Source organism: Eggerthia catenaformis OT 569 = DSM 20559, from assembly GCF_000340375.1.
In the GTDB taxonomy this organism is placed as follows: domain Bacteria; phylum Bacillota_I; class Bacilli_A; order Erysipelotrichales; family Coprobacillaceae; genus Eggerthia; species Eggerthia catenaformis.
The window spans coordinates 149,240-169,980 of record NZ_KB446649.1; the positions used below are offsets into that span (position 1 = coordinate 149,240).

A 20,741-nucleotide genomic window follows, 5' to 3' on the forward strand; every position below is an offset into this window, starting at 1 on the left:
TTATAATCTTTCTTTCATCCATTCATAAATATCATCAAATACTATTTCATGATCTATCTCATTAAGTATTTCATGCCGATAATCTTCATATAATTTACATGTCAAGTCTTTTATTCCTGTTATCTGATACATTCCATAAACCTTTTTAACACCTGTCCCTAAATTACCTACCGGATCATTGGCACCGGAAATAATGAGAATAGGAAGGTCTTTATTAGTCCTATTTGTATTAGTCTGGATAGAATCAAAATATACAGTTTCAAATAATCCTTTATAGCCATTTAAAGTAAAAACATAATTACACATAGGATCCTGATAATATTTTTTTACTATCTCCTGATTTCTAGTAAGCCAGCTTTTTTCCGGTTTTTTTCCATTTGTATCAAACTTCTGATAACTCTTACCAAAAGATAAAGCTGTCACAAAACGACTACGGTGATGTGATTTAAAAATCTTAATAAATATTTCATTCAAGGTAATCGCAAAGCGTGAAAGTGCCGGACTGATATATCCTGTTCCCATAATAATTGCTCCATTCAACGGTTCATCATAAGTACTTAAATATTTTCTTAAGAGATAAGACCCCATTGAATGTCCTAAAATAAAATAAGGAATATTAGGATAATCTTTTATTATATGATGAAAAAACTTATACATATCAGCAGTTAATGTATCACTGGGGTGATTATTTGTAAAATAGCCATATTCTTCATCATTGTTAACACTTTTTCCATGTCCTAGATGATCATACCCAACAACCATGATTCCCTTATCATTTAAATAACGTGAAAATGAATCATATCTGTCAATATATTCCTGCATACCATGGGCAATCTGTAAGATAGCCTTTATTTTTCTTTCAGGCTTCCAAACAATCGCATGAAGATGATGTAATTGATCATTGGATAAAAAGGTAAATTCCTGCTTCATAATGATTCCTCCACATATACATATTATACAGCATCCTTCTTATAAAAAAAGTGAGAACTCATGAAAAGTTCTCAACTTTTTAATTATTTATATTTGTAGAATCCTTCACCGGCATTAACACCAGTCTTACCGGCATCAATGTATTCTTTCAATTTACCGGCCACCTTGCCTTGAATTGTTTCCGGATCTTTTGATCTTGGATCCATAATCACAATATTATAAGCCGTTGTCAACCCTACAACATCAAGAATTCTAAATGGTCCAGCAGGAGCACCTGTTCCTAGCATCCATGTCTTATCAATTGTTTCCGGATCTGCAACGCCATTCGCAAACAAAGCTTCAGCAGCATTTAAGAAAGGCACTAACATACTATTTAAAATATAGCCCGGCTGTTCTTTATGAAGCTTTAAAGGAACCATATGAATTGCTGAAGTAAATTCTACAGTCTGATCATAATATATTTTCTCTGTACCGGCATGACCCATTATTTCACCAGTATTATTTCTCCAAATTTCATTCGCAAAATGTAATGCCAGATATTTTTCCGGTCTGCCTGTATAAGAAGCGAATGTACTTGGTAACATTGTTGATGAATTTGTTGCAATAACCGTATGATCAGGAAGGTATTTTGCCATTTCTGTATAAAAAGCTATCTTCTGTTTAGGGTCTTCAGCAATGGATTCAATCACAAAATCTGCATCTTTAAATGCTTCATTATAATCCGTTGTCAATACAAGACTCTCATATGCTCTATTAACTCTATCTTTTAAATCAGCAATAACTTCATCAGTTATTTCACCGGTGATTCCAAATCCTCTTGGTGTCAATGCCGGATTTTCTTTTAATGCATCAATTGTCTTTAAATAAATATCTTTTAGTCTGTCAACCTTTGGCTGTGTACGCCCAATTGAGCCTTCACTTCTTAGCCATATTTTTGTATCAAAACCGGAAAAAGCTGTCTGGAAAGCAATTTGACTTCCCAATACTCCTCCGCCTGCTACAACTATTTTTTTCCAATTCATTTTTATTTCCTCCTCATTTCTATTAATAATATATTAGCACTAAAAGTATTAAATGAAAATCTATATGTTCTTTTTTATATCCTTCTATCTTCATCTAAAGATATAATAATGCTTTCTATAATGAATAATAGTAATATTGGAATCTCTATCTGTTCTTAGTGTCAGTATCCCCCTTTCTTTTAATCTTTTAAGAACCAATGACGAAGGATGGTGATATTTATTATTTCTACCTACACCTATCAATGCCGCTTTAGGATGTATCATTTCAAAAAGTGCAACACTGCTAGAATACTTTGAACCATGATGAGGAACTTTTAAAATATCTACATTTAAAGAACGATATTTATTAACTAAAGCCTTTTCTACTTCACTTGATATATCACCGGTAAACAAATAATGAATATTAAATAATGTCATATAAAGAATATTACTCTTATCATTCTTTTCTTTTGATTTGGTTTCTACAGTTAAGCAGGATATACTAAAATCTTTCTTTTTCCTCTCTTTAAATGGTTTATCTATAACTTCTCTAACATCAAAATGTTTCTTTAAGGAATCCAACGCTCCGCTATGGTCATAATCATAATGAGATATAAAAACTGTATCTAATCTTTTAACTCCTCTACTTTTTAAATAAGGAATAACACGATTTAAAGCAATATCATAATTCCTGTCACCTCCTGTATCTATCAGGTAGTTTCCCTGATCAAAAGGCAATCGTATAAATGTACAGTCTCCCTGCCCTACATCTATCATTGTTACTTCAGCATAAAACTTATAGTTAGAATAAAAATTAAAGATAATCAGTAATGATAAACAGCACAGTAAATGACGATGAATCGTCTTTTTTAACTGCTGTCTAATAATAATTTGTGCTAATAAAAAATAATAAATACCTATAAATAATAGATTAGGCTTTCCAAATATCATTTCATGACTTAAAGAATATGAACTTTTAAGAATAGAATCAAATATATTAATAAAAATTATTAATAGATACTGCACAAATGGTATAAATAATGACAATACTGTCAATAGATAAAAATATTTTATAAAAGGCACTAATAGACATCCTAGAACAAATGAGAATGGATATATTGAATAATTAACACTTAATATAATAGGAATAGAGGACAGATATACACAAACAAAAGAATATTTTAAATTTTTTGTCAGTAAGACTATCAAATAAATAAAATATGAGAATATAAAAGAAAGATTGAATAGAATAAATGGATTATATATTAATGAAATCATCACTAACAAGGAAAGAAAATCAAGACTATTAAGATATTTTTTAAAATAATCATGGAAAAGCATAAAATAAGCTCTCCATAATGAAATATTATAAGGAATAGAAAAAACATATATGCCCAATAAGAATCGAGTTAAAACAGATGCTTTCTTTTGGGAAAGCAGATAGCTTAAAAGATTATTTAAAATATTTGATAAAGCAGTAATATGCATTCCGCTTAAAGCAAATAAATGTACTATAGATAGACTAATCATCTTCTGATAATCTGATTCAAGATCATTATGTATACCTAAAAGAAATAGTTTCTGATAGCTGGCTATCTTAGGAGAAGATGATAAATGATCAACAATAATATGAATTAAGGATTTATGAGAAACTCTTTTAACAACGGAAACAAGCTTAGCTTTTGCTTTAATATTTAAAGATCTCAAATAGTATGTTTCATTAAAAAAATCAGTATTATTAATAGCTAATTGTTTTACTTTTAAAATCGCTTCATCGTAATAAGAGAACTTTTCTTTTGTATAAACCTTGATTTTTCCTTGTGATGTTTTTAAGACTATAAAATTTTCTTTAATATCAATTACTTTTCCTTTAATCAGATGATTCATATGTATATCATAGGATAGTGGACGAAATAAAAGTATTCCTATGAATAAAAGAATAATAATAACTGAATAATGAAGAAACTTAAGAAGAAAGAAACTATAGATGATTAAAATAAGATAAAAGACCGGATGATAAAATCGTGATAAAACACAAAGTATTGAAAAGACAGCATAATAAATAAGATGATAGCTTAAAGGGATAGGTTGTTCCGATATTTTAAAAATCTCTGATTCCCTATCCCTTTAATATTCTTTAAATCTTCTATCTTTTCAAAACAATGCTTTTTACGATATTCAATAATCTTGTCCGCCGTCTTTTCTCCTATCCCTTTAAGCATCATTAATTCTTTCTTTGTAGCATTATTTAATGAGATCATATGTTCTTGTTTTACAGGAAGATAATAGCTTTCTTCTGCATGTATTATCTTGTTCATATTAATGCTTTTTACACTGGCATTCTCTTTTATTCCTACCTTCTTTACTAAATCCTTCATAGTCATTCCTTCTTTAATAGGGATTTTCCCTGTCTGATTAAATGCTCCTTCAAGTGTCACTGTTAATTCTTTTGGCTTCTTATAATTTAAAGGTTCCGGCTTTCTCAGCGAATGAATAACAGAAAGAATAAACAATAGGATAAATCCTATTATCTGTATTTTTTTCATCAAAAAAGGAACTCCTTAGAATTCCCTTGTAATATGAAAATGGCGATAAGCTAAGTCTGTAGCTATTCTTCCTTTCGGTGTTCGCCTAATTAAACCTTTTTGAAGCAGATAAGGCTCATAGACATCTTCTAAAGTTACCGGTTCCTCGCCAATACTGGCAGCAATCGCATTCAATCCAACAGGTCCGCCTTGAAACCGATGAATAATTCCTAATAGATATTTATGATCAACATCATCTAATCCCAAATCATCTACTTTTAACTGATCCAAAGCTTCTACTGTTCGATCAAGAGTAATCATTTCATCACCATAAAACATCGAAAAATCTCTTACTCTTCTAAATAATCTATTCGCAATTCGAGGAGTTCCACGACTTCTTTTAGCAAGCTCATTTTTGGCATCTTCATTCATTTCCATGCCATATACTTTACTTGTACGTGAAATAATCTGTTTCAATTCATCAACTGTGTAGTAATCAAGTTTTGAAATAATCCCAAAACGATCTCTGAGAGGTGCAGAAATATCACCGGCTCTTGTAGTGGCACCAACTAGCGTAAATGGGGGGAGATCGATTCTTATTGATCTGGCTGACTGCTCTTTACCAATAATAACATCAACACAGTAATCCTCCATCGCCGGATAGAGTATTTCTTCTATCACTTTATTTAATCGATGTATCTCATCAATAAATAATACATCCCCCGGCTGAAGTGCGGTTAATATCGCAACGAGATCTCCTGTTTTCTCAATTGATGGACCAGTTGTGATCTTAATATTTGTTCCCATCTCATGAGCAATAATCATTGACATCGTTGTTTTGCCTAATCCGGGCGGTCCATATAATAAAACATGATCCAGTGATTCGTCACGCATTTTTGCTGCACCTACAAATATTTTTAGATTGTTTTTAAGATCTTCCTGACCTACATAGTCTTCAAAGTTGGAAGGTCTTAATTGACTCTCCTCATCTTCAGTATGTGCATCTGTATCATAAATATCACGATCCATATTATCTTCCTTTCTATTTATTTAATGTCATCAAAGCCAATGCTTTTTTTACATATCCGTTTGTATCTAAATTTTCTTCTGATATCTGTTTCATAGCTTTTTCAGCTTCTAATTCTTTATACCCTAATGCAATTAAAACTTCAACAGCCTCCTGATAAGATGGAGATATAGAAAATGAAGATTCCAATCTCTCTACCCCATTAAACTTACCTTTTAAATCTAGAATAATCTGGCTTGCTGCTTTAGGTCCAATACCCGGAAAGCTTCTTAGAAATTTTACATTACTATCTTCAATAGCTTGAATAATATCCTTTGTTTCACCGGCAGCTATGATTGCAATCGCACTCTTAGGTCCAATACCCTTGACTTTAATCAACATTAAAAAAAGATCTTTCTGCTCACTTGTTTTAAAGCCATAAAGACGCATATCATTCTCAGTAATACTCTGAAAAATATAAACAGTATATTCTTTATTCTTTTCAAACTGATAGGGATTTGATACATAAACAAGATAGCCAATTCCCTGATTATCTAAAACAATACTATCAGAATACAAGGCAACTATTGTTCCTTTAATATAACTATACATAATGTCTCCTTCAATCCCTTTTATTGTATCATAAATCATATATAAAAAAAATATACTGAACATTATTCTTAATTAAAAGAGTCTCTTTCGAGACTCTAATTCATGAATTCAAATTCAAAATCAAGAATACGAATGATATTTCCATCCACAGCACCGGCTGCTCTTAAAGCATCATCTACTCCATAATTTCTCATCTTAATCGCAAAATTCTTAAATCCATCATCAGTATTTAAAGAAGCCATCTGAACAATACGTTCAATCTTATCACCGGTAACCGTAAAGACTCCATTCCCTTCATTCATAATTTCAAAGGCTTTTGCATCATCTTCTTCATATGTATAAAGAACACTATCCTCTTGTTCATCTTCTTCGATAGAATAATAAGGAGCAGTCTTTAATGTATCAGCAATTGCATAAAGAAGTGCATCAATTCCTTCATGAATAGGAGCAATTAATGGATAAATCTTAATATCTTCGCCTACTTTTTTCTGAAACTCTTCGAGATTTTCCTGTGCATTATCTAAGTCCATCTTATTAGCTACAATAATCTGAGGTCTTTCCATTAAATGATAATGATAGCTTTTTAATTCATTATTGATTGTCAGATAATCTTCATAAGGATCACGTCCTTCACTGCCGGACATATCAATAATATGAACAATAACACGGCATCTTTCAATATGTCTTAAGAAAGTATATCCTAATCCTTTTCCCTGTGAAGCTCCTTCTATTAGTCCAGGCAAATCCGCCATAACAAATGAACGCCCATCCTTAACTTGAACCACACCTAAATTAGGAACAATGGTTGTAAAATGATAATCAGCAATTTCCGGCTTTGCTTTAGTAACAACTGAAAGCAATGTTGACTTACCGACACTTGGAAAACCAACTAAACCAACATCAGCTAAAAGCTTTAATTCAACGCGTAATTCTAACTCTATGCCGGGTTCCCCACGTTCACAGATTGTTGGTGCAGGATTCTTAGAAGTGGCATAACGAGCATTCCCTCGTCCGCCACGTCCGCCTTTTGCAATCACCGCCTGCTGATTATCTTCAGTTAAATCAGCTAACAATTTGCCGGAAATATTATTATAAATACATGTACCTACCGGGACTTTAACTATCAAATCAGCAGCATTGGCACCATGCATCTTTTTAGCCATGCCATTTTCTCCCGGTCTGGCACGATATTCACGATGATATTTTAAATCAAGCAATGTTGATAACGAATTTGTAGCTAAAAAAACAATGCTTCCTCCTCGTCCTCCATCTCCACCTGAAGGTCCACCTTTAGGAACATGAGCTTCTCTGCGGAAAGCAACAACTCCATCTCCGCCTTTTCCGGAAATAGCTGTAATAATTGCTTTATCTATAAAATTCATACTTTCCTCCTTTCTTCAAAAAAAGAATCCCTAAGGATTCTTTATGTTAAGCAGCCGGGTAAACAGAAACTTTTTTCTTTTTCTTGCCAACTCTTTCATACTTAATAACACCATCAATTTTTGCAAATAATGTGTCATCTCCGCCTTTGCCTACATTGTTGCCAGGATGAATCTTAGTTCCTCTCTGTCTGTAAATGATAGAACCGGCTGTACAAACCTGACCATCAGATAATTTAGCTCCTAAACGCTTAGATTCAGAATCACGTCCGTTCTTTGTAGAACCTACACCTTTTTTAGAAGCGAATAACTGCAGATTTAATTTGAATAACATGGATTATTCCTCCTTCTGATTAATCTTAATATATTGACCATAGGAATCTTCAATTCCCTTAAGTGAAATGACCAATGTCTCTAGTATTAACTGGTTTTCACTTGTGACATTGTCAACTGTAATGTCTATATAACCTTCTCTTAATACGATTTTACCCTGTGACAGAAAATCATGTTTTACAAGAGTATTAGCTATACCTGTAGCTATACTGCTGACTCCTGCACAAACCAAGTCCTTACCATATTCATTGCTCTGAGCATGTCCGGAAATCTCTACATGAATCAGCTGCTCTAAATGATAAGATAAATCGACTTTAATCATAATTAAGCATTAATTTCTTTGACTGTTAATCTTGTGTAAGGCTGTCTATGACCCTGTTTCTTATGATAATGCTTTTTAGGTTTATATTTATAAACAGTCACCTTTTTAGCTTTACCCTGATTTACTACTTCAGCAGTTACAGTAGCACCTTCTACATAAGGATTACCAATTTTAGATGCATCTCCACCAACAAATAATACCTTGTCAAAAGTATAAGCTGCACCTTCTTCAACATCTAATTTTTCAACAAAAATAGTGTCACCTGCTTCAACCTTTAACTGTTTTCCACCTGTTTCAATGATTGCGTACATTCAAGTACCTCCTTTTACTTATTCTTAGACTCGCCAGCTAAGGCAGTACATTGTACATTTAATACCTTTTTTGAGCGGTTGTAGCTAGAGGTCTACAACAAATGAATATTATCATTTTCCTTCCTTTTCGTCAATCATTTTTTGATTTTTTTCTAATCGTTCAAGTGCTTTTCTAGGACATGCCTGATTATAAACTTCCTGTAGCTTTTCTCGTGTAATATGTGTATAAATTTGAGTTGTCGCAAGTGAAGAATGACCTAATAATTCCTGTACTACTCTTAAATCCATTCCTGCATCGAGCATATGAGTCGCAAATGAATGGCGAATAGTATGGGGATGAATATGTCTTAGCGGATCGTAATGATTCATACACCTATTAACAATATCTTCAATACCACGGTTAGTAAGAGCTTTTCCATTCTTATTCACAAAAACAAAATTATGATCCTGATGAGTAACTGCCAGCAATTCTTTTCTTGCTTCATTAATATATTTCTTAAGCCATAGAGATGCATAATCATGAAAAGGCACATAGCGATCTTTATTTCCCTTACCTGTAATAAAAAGAATATGTCTATTCCAATCAATATCTGATAAAGACAAACTAACCGCCTCACTCACACGCAGTCCCGAAGCATACATTAATTCCATAAGTGCCTTATTTCTAATACCTAACGAAGATGTTACCTCAATACTGTCTAATAATTCCAGCATATCATCAAGATAGAGAAAGTCAGGATTTCTCTGACCGGTCTTTAAAGAATGAATCAAAGTAAACGGATTATTCTTTACAATCTTATTTTTTTCAAGATATTTATAAAAAGTTCTCAGAGTTGAAAGCTTATGATTAATAGAAGTATGACTTAAATGCTTAGAATTAAGATAAACAAGATATGCTCTAATGAATTTATAATCACATTCTGCAAACTCGGATAAAGCTTCCTGATGAATAAACATTATAAAATCATTAATCTCTCGTCTATAGGAAGCAATAGTAAGATCAGAATAACGTTTCTGATATTTTAAATACTCAAGAAAAGAATCCCTATGCTTATTCATTATGTTCATTCAAGAAAGTTTCCATCGTCTTTAATGCTCTTGATGCATAAACCTCTTTTCTTTCTTTCTTTTTCACTTTCTCCTTCAAAGAAGGCAAAATCCCAAAATTCGCTTTCATTGGCTGAAAATCATCAAATGATGCATGTGTAATATAATAACTTAATGCTCCCATAACTGTTTCTCTCGGAAAAACAAGCAGCTCTTTATTTTGTAAATATCTTGCCATATTAATACCGGCACATATTCCGCTTTGTGCAGATTCAACATATCCCTCAACACCTGTCATCTGCCCGGCAAAAAACAAATTATCTCTATTCTTATACTGATAAGCCCGGTTCAAATATAGAGGTGAATTAATATAGCTATTACGATGCATAACACCATATCTGATAATCTGAGCATTTTCTAAGCCGGGAATCATATGAATAATACGCTCTTGTTCTCCCCATTTCAAATGTGTCTGAAAACCAACAATATTATAAAGAGAACCTATCGCATTATCCTGTCTAAGCTGAACCACCGCATAAGGTCTTTTCCCGTCAGGTGTCTCCAAACCAACCGGTTTCATCGGGCCGAAAAGAAGAGTCTGCTTGCCTCGTCTTGCGATTTCTTCAAAAGGCATACAGCCTTCAAAAAACTTTTCTTCACCGTCATGCGGCTTTACTGTTTCAGCATGAATCAAAGCCTCATAAAAATTTTCAAATTCTTTTTGAGACATAGGACAGTTAATATATTCGGCATCACCTTTATCATACCTGGATTTGAAGTAGGCTTTTTTTAAATCAATGCTTTCCTTAGTTAAAATAGGTGCTGCCGCATCATAGAAATAAAAGTATTTCTCTTCTCCCAACAAGTCAGCAATAGCTTTTGACAACAAGCTGCTTGTAAGCGGACCGGACGCAATAATAGTAGGACCCTCCGGTATCTCTGTAACTTCTTCATGAAACACATGAACCAAAGATTGATTTCTGATATATTCAGTAATAGCCTTAGAAAATCCCTCGCGATCTACCGCCAGACTGCCTCCAGCAGGCACAGCATGACATCTTGCAGTTTTAATAATTAATGAATCATTCATCATCATTTCCTGTTTAAGTACACCTACTGCATTTTTTAATCCATCCGCTCTTAATGAATTAGAACAGACAAGTTCAGCAAAGTCTCCGGTTTTATGAGCACCGGTAGATTTATTTGGTCTCATTTCATAAAGATTTACTTCAATACCCCGTTTAATAAGCTGGTAAACCGCTTCAACTCCAGCTAGTCCGGCACCAATCACATTTACTTTTTTCATATTCCACTCTCCATAAGCATTTTATCATGTTTTGAAAAGAAAATGAACTGCTATGCAGTTCACTCATCATCATTCTTCTTTTTCTTTGATTCCTTAATAATCGTTTTACATGTCGGATAGTTTGAACAAGCTTTAAACATACCAAAGCGTCCTCTCTTCAAAACAATCGGACTACCGCATTTTGGACATACTTCCCCTTCAACCGTTTTTTCCTGAGACTTGATATACTTGCATGTCGGATAATTTGAGCATGCTTCAAATTCGCCAAAACGCCCTCTTTTATAAATCATTGGACTGCCGCATTTTGGACACATTTCACCGGTTGGCTGCCCTATGCGATCATTAGAATCTTTTTTGATATATTTACATGTCGGATAATTTGAACAAGCAATAAACTCGCCAAAACGCCCTTTTCTAACCACAAGATCTCCGCCACATTCCGGACACTTTTCACCGGTTTTCCGGGCTTCGATTTTTTCCATATTCTTATCAGCATTAGCCAATAAAGGTTCAAATTTATCTTCAAAAGAAGTAATTGCATTAAGATACGTATCATCACCATTCGCAATTTCATCTAATTCGCTTTCCATATTTGCAGTATATTCAACATTAATAATACTGTCAAAGAACTCCAGCAGCTTACTATTAGTCAGCCGTCCGGAATCTGTAGGCTTAAAAGCCTTAGAAACCATCTCAACATAATCTCTTTGTACAATAGTATCAATAATCGTTGCATATGTAGATGGTCTTCCAATACCTAGCTCTTCCAATTCCTTTATCAGTTTTGCTTCCGTATAACGTGCAGGCGGCTGAGTAAACTTCTGTTCCTTTACAACTTCAAGAGCTTCAAGACTATCCGCTTCTTTTAAAGATGGAAGATATGTATCATTATTCTTTTCATAATCACCATAAACTTTCAGATAACCATCAAAAACAATAACAGAACCGGATGCATTGAATTTATAATTATGATTATCAAGCACTATGCTTGTGGAGTCAACTTTTGCAGGTGCCATCAAAGAAGCAAGCGCACGGGCATAAATCATTGAATATAGTTTGTACTGTTCAGCAGTCAAATAACTCTTTACACTCTCAGGCGTACGATGAATACTGGTAGGTCTGATAGCCTCATGAGCATCCTGAACATTTTCTGTTTTCTTAGAAATTTTAACATGTCCTCTATATTCTTTACCATAAGTCTCTTCAATAAAACTCATAGCGTCATTAATAAACTCAGGTGCCAAACGAATGGAATCAGTTCTCATATAGGTGATCAGACCAACTGTTTCATTCCCTAAATCTACACCTTCATAAAGCTTCTGAGCAATTCTCATAGTACGATTAGCTTTAAAGTTTAATTTTGTAGAAGCTTCCTGCTGTAATGTTGACGTAATAAAAGGAGCTTTAGAATTTTTCTTTTTAACACTTTTCTTTAATGACTCAACAAAATAGTCTTTATCCAAATCATTATAGATTCTTAAAGCTTCTTCCTCATTAGAAATTTTTAATTTCTTTGTACCTTTTTTAGTTAGTTCAGCCTCAAAGTTAAGATCATCTTTTTCAAAAAGAGCCTTAATCTTCCAATATTCTTCCGGAATAAATGCTTCAATTTCATCTTCTCTTTCACAAATCAATCTTAATGCTACAGACTGTACACGTCCCGCAGATTTAGATTTTATCTTTCTCTGTAAAAGCTTAGAGAGCTTAAAACCAATAATGCGATCTAAAACACGTCTTGTCTCCTGTGACTTAACAAGATCCTGATCGATCTTACGCGGATTCTCTAAAGCATGAATAACAGCATTTTTAGTAATCTCATTAAATACGATACGATTTTCTTCATCCATATCAATATTCAGCACCTGAGCCAGATGCCAGCTGATTGCCTCTCCTTCACGATCAGGGTCAGTTGCAAGATATACCTTATCTGCTTTCTTTATATAATTTTTCAATTGCTTAACAACATCTTTCTTGTCTTTACTAATAGTATAACAAGGAGCATAATCATGTTCTATATCCAATCCCAATCCACCTTTTCCGGATGTTGCTAAATCTCTGATATGACCTTTGGAAGATGTAACAATATATTCTTTCCCTAAATATTTTTCTATTGTCTTTGATTTTGATGGCGACTCTACAATCACAAGATAACTCATAATATCAGCTCCTTTCCGTTTTCTTAATATAAATCAGCAAACGAAGTTTTGTCAATACTAATGTTTCTATGTTCTCAATTCTTCTGCAATATCTTGCCCCTTTACAACAAGCTTTGCTCCTTGATTAATCAGCATATTTGTTCCCTGATAACCATCAATACTGCAAGGAACCGCAAAAATATCCTTTCCCTGCTCTAAAGCATAGCCAACTGTAATCATTGTTCCGCTCTGTTCTTTTGCTTCACAAACGAGAATCTGCTGTGAAAGCCCGGCAATCAAACGATTACGAATACGAAAATCTGATTTCACCGGTGCTTTCGCAAAAGGAATTTCACTTAATACACAATGCTCTTTTTTTAATGTTTTATAAATATCATGATTTGACTTAGGATAGCCAAAATCAATGCCTCCTCCCAGTACTGCTGCCGTCTTTCCCCCATTACTGATAGCACTACGATGTGCTATGCTATCGATTCCAATAGCCATACCTGAAACAATCACATAATCATTGCAAACTAAATCATGTACTAATGATTGAGTAGATCTGATGCCATATGAACTAGGGTGTCTCATCCCTATCACCCCAATTGTTTTCTTTTCCAGCAAACTGATATCTCCATAATAAAATAAAACAAATGGAGGATATCTTATCTCCTTTAATAAAGACGGATAATCTTTAGAAAGAATGGTCGTATACTTGCACTTTAACTGTTCCAGATATCTTCTCTTTAATTTCTCATCAACCAATTCCTTATTTTTTAAAGCCTGATAGATTTTCTGATAATCCCCCTCATATTTACAAGCAAAATAAACAAGCATCTCTTCCATAATATCTCCTCTTATCTATATATTCTCCAAAAACAAGAATTTTTCTCACTGTAAATTCAATTTTTTGAAATATCCGCAAAGTTCTTGCATTTTATAAAAACGAAGCTATTATAATAGCTTGTGGAGGAAGAAAAAATGTTAGATACAAAAGTAAAAGAATTGATTAATAATCAGATTAATAAAGAATTCTATTCTGCCTATTTATATTTAGATTTTGCAAATTATTATGCTGATGAGGGTCTTGATGGTTTTGCTAATTACTTTGAAATACAGGCACAGGAAGAAAGAGATCATGCAATGCTAATGAGGACTTATCTTCTTAACAATGGTGAAAAAATAACACTTGAAGCTATTGATAAGCCTCATCTTACTTACAATAAACTGGATGAACCACTAAAATCAGCTTTAGAACATGAAAAATATGTAACTAGCCTGATTAATACAATCTACAAAGCTGCCAGTGATATCAATGATTATCGCACTATGCAGTTTTATGACTGGTTTGTTAAAGAGCAGGGAGAAGAAGAAAAATCTGCTGATGACTTAATTAAAAAATTCAAACTATTTGGTTCTGATCCAAAAGGACTCTATGCCTTAAATCAGGAATTAGCCGGACGTACATATAGTACTCCAAGCTTAACATTATAAAAAAACTGAAAGTCTGTTTAATGGAAGTGAATATCTTTTAACTCACTTAAGATTAAACAGACTTTTATAATTCAAATAGATTGATTTGATGATTTAATATCTCTTTTACAGGTCCAAAGCTTTTTCTGTGGATCGGAGTAACTCCATATTTTAAAAGAGCTTCTTTATGTGCTTTAGTAACATAACCTTTATGTTTTTCAAACCCATATTCCGGATAAAGTTTGGCATATTCTTCCATGATATGATCTCTTGTTACCTTAGCTAATATTGATGCAGCAGCAATTGAAAGAGATAAAGAATCCCCTTTAATAATAGATGTATGAGGAATATAATTATTTAATGGCATCGCATCTGTTAAGGCATAATCCGGATGAATAGCTATCGTATTTATAATTCTTAGCATTCCTTCTCTAGAAGCCTGATAAACATTCAGTTTATCTACCTCTTCAACAGAGATAACCTCTACCTTATAAGCTAAAGCATTAGCTTTAATAATTTCAGATAACTCTTCTCTTTTTTTAGCAGTCAGCTGCTTAGAATCATTAATTCTTTTATCATAATAATTTTTCGGAAAAATGACACCACCAACCGTTAGAGGACCGGCCATCGGTCCTCTTCCTGCTTCATCAAGACCAATAATAGTATGATATCCTTGCAAATAAGCTTCTTTTTCATAAACTAGACAATTAAGATTATTCATAAGGATTCTCCCATGTAATACCGCCAAATACTCCGTCACTTAAATCTTTAAAAAAGATATCTTGAACACGATCATAATCAGTTTCACCATTCTTTTTAGGAAGATGACGAACTAAAGCAATCTGATCATAAGCATCAAGTATCCAGTCCTGGTTTTCATCAAAAGATAATCCATATCTTTTCATTAAAGCCTTTGAGTAATGCTGATTTAAATATTTAACAGCATAGATAAAGAGATCATCCAAAGGAAGAATATCCTTCTTTATAGAACCAATCAAAGCCACATTACATGAAGTAATAAAATCACTATATTTTGGAGGCAAAATACCGGGCGTATCAAAAAGCTCAAAATCTTTATTTATTCTAATAATTTGTTGAGCTTTAGTTACACCGGGCTTATTTCCTGCTATTGCTGCTTTTCTTTTTGCTAAAGCATTGATAAGTGTTGATTTACCTACATTAGGTACTCCAATAATCATTGCTCTAATTGCTCTTATTTTTAATCCTTTTTGTGCTTCTTTTTCTCTTTTTTCGCTTAACATTGCTAAGCACATATTAATAATTTTCTTTTCTTCCTTAAAATTCTTTAAATTAACTGCTAAACTTAAAAAACCTTTTTCTTTATAAAAAGACTGCCACTTTTCAGTTATCTGTGAATCTGCCAGATCACTTTTAGTCATGAGTACAAGTCTGGGCTTGTTCTTTAAAATACGATCAAAACTTGTATTTCTTGAAGAGAAAGGAGCTCTGGCATCTACTAATTCAATGACCATATCGACAATTTTAATACGACTTTCAATCTCCCTTTCCGCTTTAGCCATATGTCCCGGATACCAGTTTATATTTGCTTTATTTCCATTCATTATTCTCACTTCCTTTAAAATCACCTTTGATTATAACATGAAAAGAACCGGTTTCCCAGTTCTCCTGTACTCTATACCTGCTATTCAATAACTCCAAAATTCTTTGGTGGAAAAACAACAACACCTTTGGCAGATATAATATCATTAATAGAAAAAGCACCTAAAGTACGTGAATCCATAGAATTTAAACGATTATCTCCTAAGACAAAATATTCATCTGATTTTAAAGTGATTTTAAAATCAGATGTAAAAACTTTCGTATTATGAGAAGCTTTCTGCTTTTCTACAAAACTCTTATTAAAATAAGTTTCTTTAACATATTTTCCATTTACATAAAGATGATCTTCTTTATATTCAATAGTTTCTCCCGGTAATCCGATTACTCGTTTTACTATATTTTCATTAAGTGCTTTACTTTTTATCACAACAACATCAAATCGCTGAATAGATTTTTTAGAAACAGACCATCTATTAAGTAAAGCAATATCCCCATCATGCAGTGTACCAAGCATACTGTTGCCATCAACTTTAACAGGAATAATCATAATTTTAAATAATCCAAAGACAACTGCAATCCCTACTGCTGATTTTATAAAAGTATGATATTTTTTCATAAGCTTACCTTTCTAAAAAAGAATGGAGTATACCCCATTCTTTTTTTATTTACGAAGTTCTTTAATTCTAGCCGCTTTACCAGATAAACCACGTAAGTAATGTAATTTAGCTCTACGTACTTTACCAATTCTAGCTACTTCAATATGATCAATAATTGGTGAATGAACCGGAAATACTCGTTCAACACCAATCTGATAAGAAATCTTTCTAACAGTAAATGATTCCTGAACGCCTTTACCACGTCTTGCAATACAGACACCTTCAAACATCTGAATACGTGTTTTATTTCCTTCTTTAATTTTAACAAATACCTTTAAAGTATCACCCGGCTTGAAATCAGGAACATCATTTCTTAACTGACTCTTTGTGATTTCATCAACTAATTGCATATTCATTATGCATTCCTCCTTATAAGTTTATAATGTCTTCAAAGCTCATAGGAATAAGTCCCAGCGGAACTTCTGCGTCTTACGACTAATGAATAATATCATTTTTATAGCTTAAAATCAATCTTTTTCTTCAATTTCCTCAAGCATTCTGATTTCTTCCTGACTCAATCCCCTTTTTTTCAGTAGATCCGGTCTTTTATGTTTTGTTTTTAATAAAGACATTTGATGTCTCCACTTTCTGATATGAGCATGATGCCCTGATAATAAGATGTCAGGAACTTTATCTCCCTGATAATCATAAGGTTTAGTATACTGAGGATATTCCAATAATCCATCAGAAAAAGAATCATCTTCATGGCTGCTTTCTCTAATTGTTCCTTCCAATAACCTAACAACACTATCAGTAACTGCCATAGCTCCTATTTCTCCGCCAGTCAAGACATAATCTCCAATAGATAACTCAACATCTACATAATTTCTGATACGTTCATCAAATCCTTCATAATGACCGCATATAATAATAAGATGTTTTTCTAAAGAAAGCTCCTTAGCATAACTTTGATTATGAGTCATCCCTTGAGGACTCATCATAATCACAAGTGAATCTTTAGTAGTTATTGTCTTAAGACAATCAATAATAGGCTGACATTTAAGAACCATTCCGGATCCTCCGCCATAAGGTGTATCATCAACACTTTTATGCTTATCTAAAGCAAATTCTCTAAAATTATGAATACTAATAGTTACAATCTCTTTTTCAATAGCTCTTTTAATAATTGATGTCTTTAAAAAGCCATCAAACATTTCCGGAAATAGTGATAGAATATCAATCTTCATCATCTATAAATCCTTTTATTAATGAAACATCAATACGCTTATGTTCAATATCCTTGTTTTTAATAAAAGCCTCTACACAAGGAATAAGAAGTTTTTTACCCTGATAATTGACATGCAGTATATCCTGATATGTATTCTCATACACATCTACAACTTTTCCCAGATATACTCCCTCATTATAGACTTCACATCCCTGCCAATCTGAAATATAGTATTCATCCTCATCTAAAAGATTCTCATCTTTATAAGCATATACTTTCATTCTCTTTAAATGTTCTACAAGATTAATATTCTGATAACCCTTTAAAGATACTAAATCATAACCTTTATGAACACGATGAGTTTCTATCGTATAACTTTGATCACCTATCCATATTTCCTGACCGGGCTTAAATCTTTCATCAGGAAAATCTGTTGAAGCATTAATCTTTAATTCACCTTTGATTCCATGAGTATTAATAATGATTCCAATAATTACTTTCTCTTCCATACGCTCTCCTACTAAAAAAAGGGAATTATTCCCTTTTATTCATCATAAGACTCAAACTTAATATCAATATGCTTATCATTCATACGACCAGGTACTGACATTAAACGTCTGATTGAATTTGCCATTGTACCACGTTTACCAATCAATCTGGCAATATCATCATGATCGGCATAAACATGAAGAACAATAGTATTTTCTTCTAATGAAGGCATTTCTCTTACTTCTAATCTATCTTTGCTGTTAACTAACTCAACACAAATATCCTGTAAAGTTTTAGCGTAATCCATAGCTTAAGCCTTCTTCTTAGATTCAGTAAATTCTTTGATGATACCTTCTTTAGAAAGAAGATTTCTTACTGTATCTGATGGCTGTGCTCCATTAGATAACCATCTTAAAATTTCTTCTTTCTTTAAAGTAACAGCTGCAGGACTCTTTGATGGATCATAAGTTCCTAACTGTTCAATAAAGCGACCATCTCTAGGCATTCTTGAATCAGCTGCTACAATTCTATAAAAAGGAGCTTTCTTACGTCCCATTCTTTTTAATCTTAATTTTACTGCCATTTTCCTATCCTCCTAATATCTTTGACTTATGTATAATACCATATATAAAACAGGTGTCAAGTATTTTTACTTGACACCATAAATTATTTTTAAATAAATTATATATATGCTTAAAAAAATTAATAAAATATCCTGTGTATCAAATGATCCAAAACAGAAGAAATACTCAAATAATTCTACTATAGCTACAGAACAGATAGAAAAAAACAAAGTAACTCTTTAAATTTTATTTTTCTATCTAAAAAATCATAGCGATATTAAATGGAATATAGGATATAAAAATTAATACTTACTTCTTTTATAAATCCCATCAAATAAAAGCTTCTCTATAGTTCTGAATATAATCATAAAAAGAAATACTATTAAATCGGCAATGTCTTTTTGATACTTCATCAACTTTCTCATTCCCTAATCTCATTGAGTATTTCCTTGTATCAGATTATTATAACCAAAAGTATTTTCTATAATAAATCTCCTTAGCAAAAATTATCTTTTTTTCTTCTTATGTCTTAATTTTTTTCTATTTGGATTAACCTGAAAAGGTTTCTGCTGTGGTCTTTGAGTAGGCATACCGGTAGAGGGATCAATTGATGACAACTGTTTCATCATTTTCTTTGACTGTTCAAACTGTTTAAGAAGTCTGTTAATGGCAGCAACATCTTTACCGCATCCTTTAGCTATTCTTTCTTTACGCTTTAAACTGATAATTTCAGGATGAGCACGTTCTTCTTTAGTCATTGAATAAATAATAGATTCTGTTTCTTTTAAACGTGCCGTGCTGTCTTCATCGTTTATCTTAGGCATTTTTGGCATACCCGGAATCATCTTTAAGATACCTGATAGTGGTCCCATTTTTTGTAGCTGATGCATTTGAACAAGCATATCATCAAGTCCAAATGTTCCTCTTTTCATCTTATTGAAAGCTTTCATGCTTTCTTTTTCATCATAGACATCCTGTACTTTTTCTACTAAGGAAACAACATCACCCATACCTAAAATACGATCTGCCATACGATCAGGATAGAATAAGTCAATTGCATCCAGTTTTTCACCAGTACCTATATACTTAATTGGAACACCGGTTAAATAACGAATAGAAATTGCTCCGCCACCTCGTGAATCGCCATCCAGTTTTGTAAGAACTGCACCGGTGATTCCTAATTGATCATTAAATGATTGTGCAACATTAGCAATTTCCTGACCGGACAATGCATCAGCAACTAAAAGTATTTCCTGAGGATGAGCAATATCTTTAATATTTGATAATTCCTGCATTAAAGGTGCATCAATCTGTAAACGTCCTGCGGTATCAACAATAATAACATCATGATGATGATTATGAGCATACTCTAATGCTTCAGTTACAATTTCTTCTGCTTTAATATTTGTACCTTTTTCAAAGACCGGAACATCTATCTGCTGTCCTAATGTCTTTAACTGTTCTACAGCTGCCGGACGATAAATATCAGCAGCAACCAATAATGGTTTCTTATTATCCTTTTCTTTTATTCTTTTAGCAATCTTACCGGTAGTTGTTGTTTTACCTGAACCTTGTAATCCAACCATCATAATAATCGTAGGATCTTTACTAAAGTCTACTTGGGCTGCTTCTGTTCCCAGTAATTCAACTAATTCATCATGAACAATCTTAACAACAACCTGACCGGGCTTTAATGAACCAACAACATTCTGTCCTTTCGCTTTTTCTCTTGTATGGTCAATAAATTCTTTTACTACATTATAATTAACATCAGCTTCAAGCAATGCCAATCTGATTTCACGGAACATCTGCTCCATATTCTCATCAGTCAGCTGTGCTTGTCCTCTGATTTTCTTTAAAGAGTCTTGCAGTCTTTCACTTAATGATTCAAATGCCATAAA

24 protein-coding genes and 1 other annotated feature are annotated in these 20,741 nt (G+C 32.9%); of the genes, 1 reads left to right on the forward strand and 23 read right to left on the reverse strand.

Annotated elements, in window-relative coordinates:
* From HMPREF9943_RS07840 to dprA, 14 genes are all read right to left on the reverse strand, one after another.
* Positions 1–930: an alpha/beta fold hydrolase gene (locus tag HMPREF9943_RS07840; protein ID WP_004803723.1), complete on the reverse strand. Its 930-nt coding sequence runs from the start codon at positions 928–930 to the stop codon at positions 1–3.
* An 83-nt stretch (positions 931–1,013) separates the two neighbouring features.
* Positions 1,014–1,952, reverse strand: coding sequence for a 3-hydroxyacyl-CoA dehydrogenase (locus tag HMPREF9943_RS07845; RefSeq protein ID WP_004803726.1), 939 nt, complete (start codon positions 1,950–1,952; stop codon positions 1,014–1,016).
* Between the two features lie 90 nt (positions 1,953–2,042).
* Positions 2,043–3,818, reverse strand: a complete 1,776-nt coding sequence (locus HMPREF9943_RS07850; protein WP_004803728.1) for a ComEC/Rec2 family competence protein — start codon at positions 3,816–3,818, stop codon at positions 2,043–2,045.
* A 188-nt stretch (positions 3,819–4,006) separates the two neighbouring features.
* Positions 4,007–4,477, reverse strand: coding sequence for a ComEA family DNA-binding protein (locus tag HMPREF9943_RS07855; RefSeq protein ID WP_004803730.1), 471 nt, complete (start codon positions 4,475–4,477; stop codon positions 4,007–4,009).
* A 15-nt stretch (positions 4,478–4,492) separates the two neighbouring features.
* Complete coding sequence (ruvB, locus tag HMPREF9943_RS07860; protein WP_004803734.1) at positions 4,493–5,485, reverse strand: Holliday junction branch migration DNA helicase RuvB; 993 nt, start codon at positions 5,483–5,485, stop codon at positions 4,493–4,495.
* A gap of 13 nt (positions 5,486–5,498) precedes the next feature.
* A complete protein-coding gene (gene ruvA, locus HMPREF9943_RS07865) occupies positions 5,499–6,074 on the reverse strand; it encodes a Holliday junction branch migration protein RuvA (protein ID WP_004803736.1) in 576 nt (191 codons plus the stop codon).
* Positions 6,075–6,169: 95 nt separating this feature from the next.
* The gene (gene obgE, locus HMPREF9943_RS07870; protein ID WP_004803738.1) at positions 6,170–7,456 is read right to left on the reverse strand and encodes a GTPase ObgE; all 1,287 of its coding nucleotides are present in this window, start codon (positions 7,454–7,456) and stop codon (positions 6,170–6,172) included.
* 46 nt (positions 7,457–7,502) lie between these two features.
* Positions 7,503–7,787 carry a 50S ribosomal protein L27 gene (rpmA, locus tag HMPREF9943_RS07875; RefSeq protein ID WP_004803740.1) on the reverse strand — a complete coding sequence of 95 codons (285 nt, stop codon included), beginning with the start codon at positions 7,785–7,787 and terminating at the stop codon, positions 7,503–7,505.
* A 3-nt stretch (positions 7,788–7,790) separates the two neighbouring features.
* Positions 7,791–8,108 carry a ribosomal-processing cysteine protease Prp gene (locus tag HMPREF9943_RS07880; RefSeq protein WP_004803742.1) on the reverse strand — a complete coding sequence of 106 codons (318 nt, stop codon included), beginning with the start codon at positions 8,106–8,108 and terminating at the stop codon, positions 7,791–7,793.
* A gap of 2 nt (positions 8,109–8,110) precedes the next feature.
* The gene (gene rplU / locus HMPREF9943_RS07885; protein ID WP_004803744.1) at positions 8,111–8,419 is read right to left on the reverse strand and encodes a 50S ribosomal protein L21; all 309 of its coding nucleotides are present in this window, start codon (positions 8,417–8,419) and stop codon (positions 8,111–8,113) included.
* Positions 8,420–8,435: 16 nt separating this feature from the next.
* Positions 8,436–8,509, reverse strand: a sequence feature (ribosomal protein L21 leader region).
* 21 nt (positions 8,510–8,530) lie between these two features.
* Positions 8,531–9,487: a tyrosine recombinase XerC gene (gene xerC, locus HMPREF9943_RS07890; RefSeq protein WP_004803747.1), complete on the reverse strand. Its 957-nt coding sequence runs from the start codon at positions 9,485–9,487 to the stop codon at positions 8,531–8,533.
* Positions 9,471–10,772 (reverse strand): methylenetetrahydrofolate--tRNA-(uracil(54)-C(5))-methyltransferase (FADH(2)-oxidizing) TrmFO, encoded by a 1,302-nt coding sequence (gene trmFO, locus HMPREF9943_RS07895; protein ID WP_004803750.1) that lies wholly within the window; start codon positions 10,770–10,772, stop codon positions 9,471–9,473. Before trmFO ends, xerC begins: the two co-directional genes overlap by 17 nt.
* A 59-nt stretch (positions 10,773–10,831) precedes the next feature.
* Positions 10,832–12,928: a type I DNA topoisomerase gene (topA, locus tag HMPREF9943_RS07900; RefSeq protein ID WP_004803752.1), complete on the reverse strand. Its 2,097-nt coding sequence runs from the start codon at positions 12,926–12,928 to the stop codon at positions 10,832–10,834.
* A 66-nt stretch (positions 12,929–12,994) separates the two neighbouring features.
* Positions 12,995–13,756, reverse strand: coding sequence for a DNA-processing protein DprA (gene dprA, locus HMPREF9943_RS07905; protein WP_004803753.1), 762 nt, complete (start codon positions 13,754–13,756; stop codon positions 12,995–12,997).
* Between the two features lie 135 nt (positions 13,757–13,891).
* Between dprA and HMPREF9943_RS07910 the strand changes: the two genes are divergently transcribed.
* Positions 13,892–14,404 carry a ferritin gene (locus tag HMPREF9943_RS07910; protein WP_004803755.1) on the forward strand — a complete coding sequence of 171 codons (513 nt, stop codon included), beginning with the start codon at positions 13,892–13,894 and terminating at the stop codon, positions 14,402–14,404.
* A gap of 64 nt (positions 14,405–14,468) precedes the next feature.
* Here HMPREF9943_RS07910 and HMPREF9943_RS07915 read toward each other — a convergent pair whose 3' ends face one another.
* The 9 genes from HMPREF9943_RS07915 to ffh form a co-directional block, all read right to left on the reverse strand.
* Positions 14,469–15,104 carry a ribonuclease HII gene (locus tag HMPREF9943_RS07915; protein WP_004803757.1) on the reverse strand — a complete coding sequence of 212 codons (636 nt, stop codon included), beginning with the start codon at positions 15,102–15,104 and terminating at the stop codon, positions 14,469–14,471.
* A complete protein-coding gene (ylqF, locus tag HMPREF9943_RS07920) occupies positions 15,097–15,966 on the reverse strand; it encodes a ribosome biogenesis GTPase YlqF (protein WP_004803759.1) in 870 nt (289 codons plus the stop codon). The genes HMPREF9943_RS07915 and ylqF overlap by 8 nt, the downstream gene beginning before the upstream one ends.
* An 80-nt stretch (positions 15,967–16,046) precedes the next feature.
* Positions 16,047–16,580 carry a signal peptidase I gene (gene lepB, locus HMPREF9943_RS07925; RefSeq protein WP_004803762.1) on the reverse strand — a complete coding sequence of 178 codons (534 nt, stop codon included), beginning with the start codon at positions 16,578–16,580 and terminating at the stop codon, positions 16,047–16,049.
* A 45-nt stretch (positions 16,581–16,625) separates the two neighbouring features.
* Positions 16,626–16,976 (reverse strand): 50S ribosomal protein L19, encoded by a 351-nt coding sequence (gene rplS, locus HMPREF9943_RS07930; protein WP_004803763.1) that lies wholly within the window; start codon positions 16,974–16,976, stop codon positions 16,626–16,628.
* Between the two features lie 111 nt (positions 16,977–17,087).
* Entirely contained in the window at positions 17,088–17,807 is a 720-nt protein-coding gene (gene trmD / locus HMPREF9943_RS07935; protein WP_004803765.1) for a tRNA (guanosine(37)-N1)-methyltransferase TrmD, read from the reverse strand.
* Positions 17,797–18,297, reverse strand: coding sequence for a ribosome maturation factor RimM (gene rimM / locus HMPREF9943_RS07940; protein WP_004803768.1), 501 nt, complete (start codon positions 18,295–18,297; stop codon positions 17,797–17,799). The genes trmD and rimM overlap by 11 nt, the downstream gene beginning before the upstream one ends.
* Before the next feature lie 35 nt (positions 18,298–18,332).
* Complete coding sequence (locus HMPREF9943_RS07945) at positions 18,333–18,584, reverse strand: KH domain-containing protein (protein WP_004803769.1); 252 nt, start codon at positions 18,582–18,584, stop codon at positions 18,333–18,335.
* 3 nt (positions 18,585–18,587) lie between these two features.
* On the reverse strand, positions 18,588–18,860 hold the full coding sequence (gene rpsP, locus HMPREF9943_RS07950) for a 30S ribosomal protein S16 (RefSeq protein WP_004803771.1): 273 nt from the start codon (positions 18,858–18,860) through the stop codon (positions 18,588–18,590).
* A gap of 486 nt (positions 18,861–19,346) precedes the next feature.
* On the reverse strand, positions 19,347–20,738 hold the full coding sequence (ffh, locus tag HMPREF9943_RS07955) for a signal recognition particle protein (RefSeq protein ID WP_004803773.1): 1,392 nt from the start codon (positions 20,736–20,738) through the stop codon (positions 19,347–19,349).
* Positions 20,739–20,741 lie beyond the last annotated feature (3 nt).

Excerpts from the sequence above, each read along its gene's own strand:
- ffh (WP_004803773.1), bottom strand. The coding sequence starts at position 20,738 with ATGGCATTTGAATCATTAAGTGAAAGACTGCAAGACTCTTTAAAGAAA.
- HMPREF9943_RS07945 (WP_004803769.1), bottom strand. The coding sequence starts at position 18,584 with ATGGATTACGCTAAAACTTTACAGGATATTTGTGTTGAGTTAGTTAAC.
- HMPREF9943_RS07845 (WP_004803726.1), bottom strand. The coding sequence starts at position 1,952 with ATGAATTGGAAAAAAATAGTTGTAGCAGGCGGAGGAGTATTGGGAAGT.
- rpsP (WP_004803771.1), bottom strand. The coding sequence starts at position 18,860 with ATGGCAGTAAAATTAAGATTAAAAAGAATGGGACGTAAGAAAGCTCCT.
- HMPREF9943_RS07855 (WP_004803730.1), bottom strand. The coding sequence starts at position 4,477 with ATGAAAAAAATACAGATAATAGGATTTATCCTATTGTTTATTCTTTCT.
- trmD (WP_004803765.1), bottom strand. The coding sequence starts at position 17,807 with ATGAAGATTGATATTCTATCACTATTTCCGGAAATGTTTGATGGCTTT.
- xerC (WP_004803747.1), bottom strand. The coding sequence starts at position 9,487 with ATGAACATAATGAATAAGCATAGGGATTCTTTTCTTGAGTATTTAAAA.
- rimM (WP_004803768.1), bottom strand. The coding sequence starts at position 18,297 with ATGGAAGAGAAAGTAATTATTGGAATCATTATTAATACTCATGGAATC.
- HMPREF9943_RS07850 (WP_004803728.1), bottom strand. The coding sequence starts at position 3,818 with ATGAATCATCTGATTAAAGGAAAAGTAATTGATATTAAAGAAAATTTT.
- ruvB (WP_004803734.1), bottom strand. The coding sequence starts at position 5,485 with ATGGATCGTGATATTTATGATACAGATGCACATACTGAAGATGAGGAG.
- ruvA (WP_004803736.1), bottom strand. The coding sequence starts at position 6,074 with ATGTATAGTTATATTAAAGGAACAATAGTTGCCTTGTATTCTGATAGT.
- rplS (WP_004803763.1), bottom strand. The coding sequence starts at position 16,976 with ATGAATATGCAATTAGTTGATGAAATCACAAAGAGTCAGTTAAGAAAT.
- dprA (WP_004803753.1), bottom strand. The coding sequence starts at position 13,756 with ATGGAAGAGATGCTTGTTTATTTTGCTTGTAAATATGAGGGGGATTAT.
- HMPREF9943_RS07840 (WP_004803723.1), bottom strand. The coding sequence starts at position 930 with ATGAAGCAGGAATTTACCTTTTTATCCAATGATCAATTACATCATCTT.
- trmFO (WP_004803750.1), bottom strand. The coding sequence starts at position 10,772 with ATGAAAAAAGTAAATGTGATTGGTGCCGGACTAGCTGGAGTTGAAGCG.
- ylqF (WP_004803759.1), bottom strand. The coding sequence starts at position 15,966 with ATGAATGGAAATAAAGCAAATATAAACTGGTATCCGGGACATATGGCT.
- obgE (WP_004803738.1), bottom strand. The coding sequence starts at position 7,456 with ATGAATTTTATAGATAAAGCAATTATTACAGCTATTTCCGGAAAAGGC.
- HMPREF9943_RS07915 (WP_004803757.1), bottom strand. The coding sequence starts at position 15,104 with ATGAATAATCTTAATTGTCTAGTTTATGAAAAAGAAGCTTATTTGCAA.
- rpmA (WP_004803740.1), bottom strand. The coding sequence starts at position 7,787 with ATGTTATTCAAATTAAATCTGCAGTTATTCGCTTCTAAAAAAGGTGTA.
- lepB (WP_004803762.1), bottom strand. The coding sequence starts at position 16,580 with ATGAAAAAATATCATACTTTTATAAAATCAGCAGTAGGGATTGCAGTT.
- HMPREF9943_RS07910 (WP_004803755.1), top strand. The coding sequence starts at position 13,892 with ATGTTAGATACAAAAGTAAAAGAATTGATTAATAATCAGATTAATAAA.
- topA (WP_004803752.1), bottom strand. The coding sequence starts at position 12,928 with ATGAGTTATCTTGTGATTGTAGAGTCGCCATCAAAATCAAAGACAATA.
- HMPREF9943_RS07880 (WP_004803742.1), bottom strand. The coding sequence starts at position 8,108 with ATGATTAAAGTCGATTTATCTTATCATTTAGAGCAGCTGATTCATGTA.
- rplU (WP_004803744.1), bottom strand. The coding sequence starts at position 8,419 with ATGTACGCAATCATTGAAACAGGTGGAAAACAGTTAAAGGTTGAAGCA.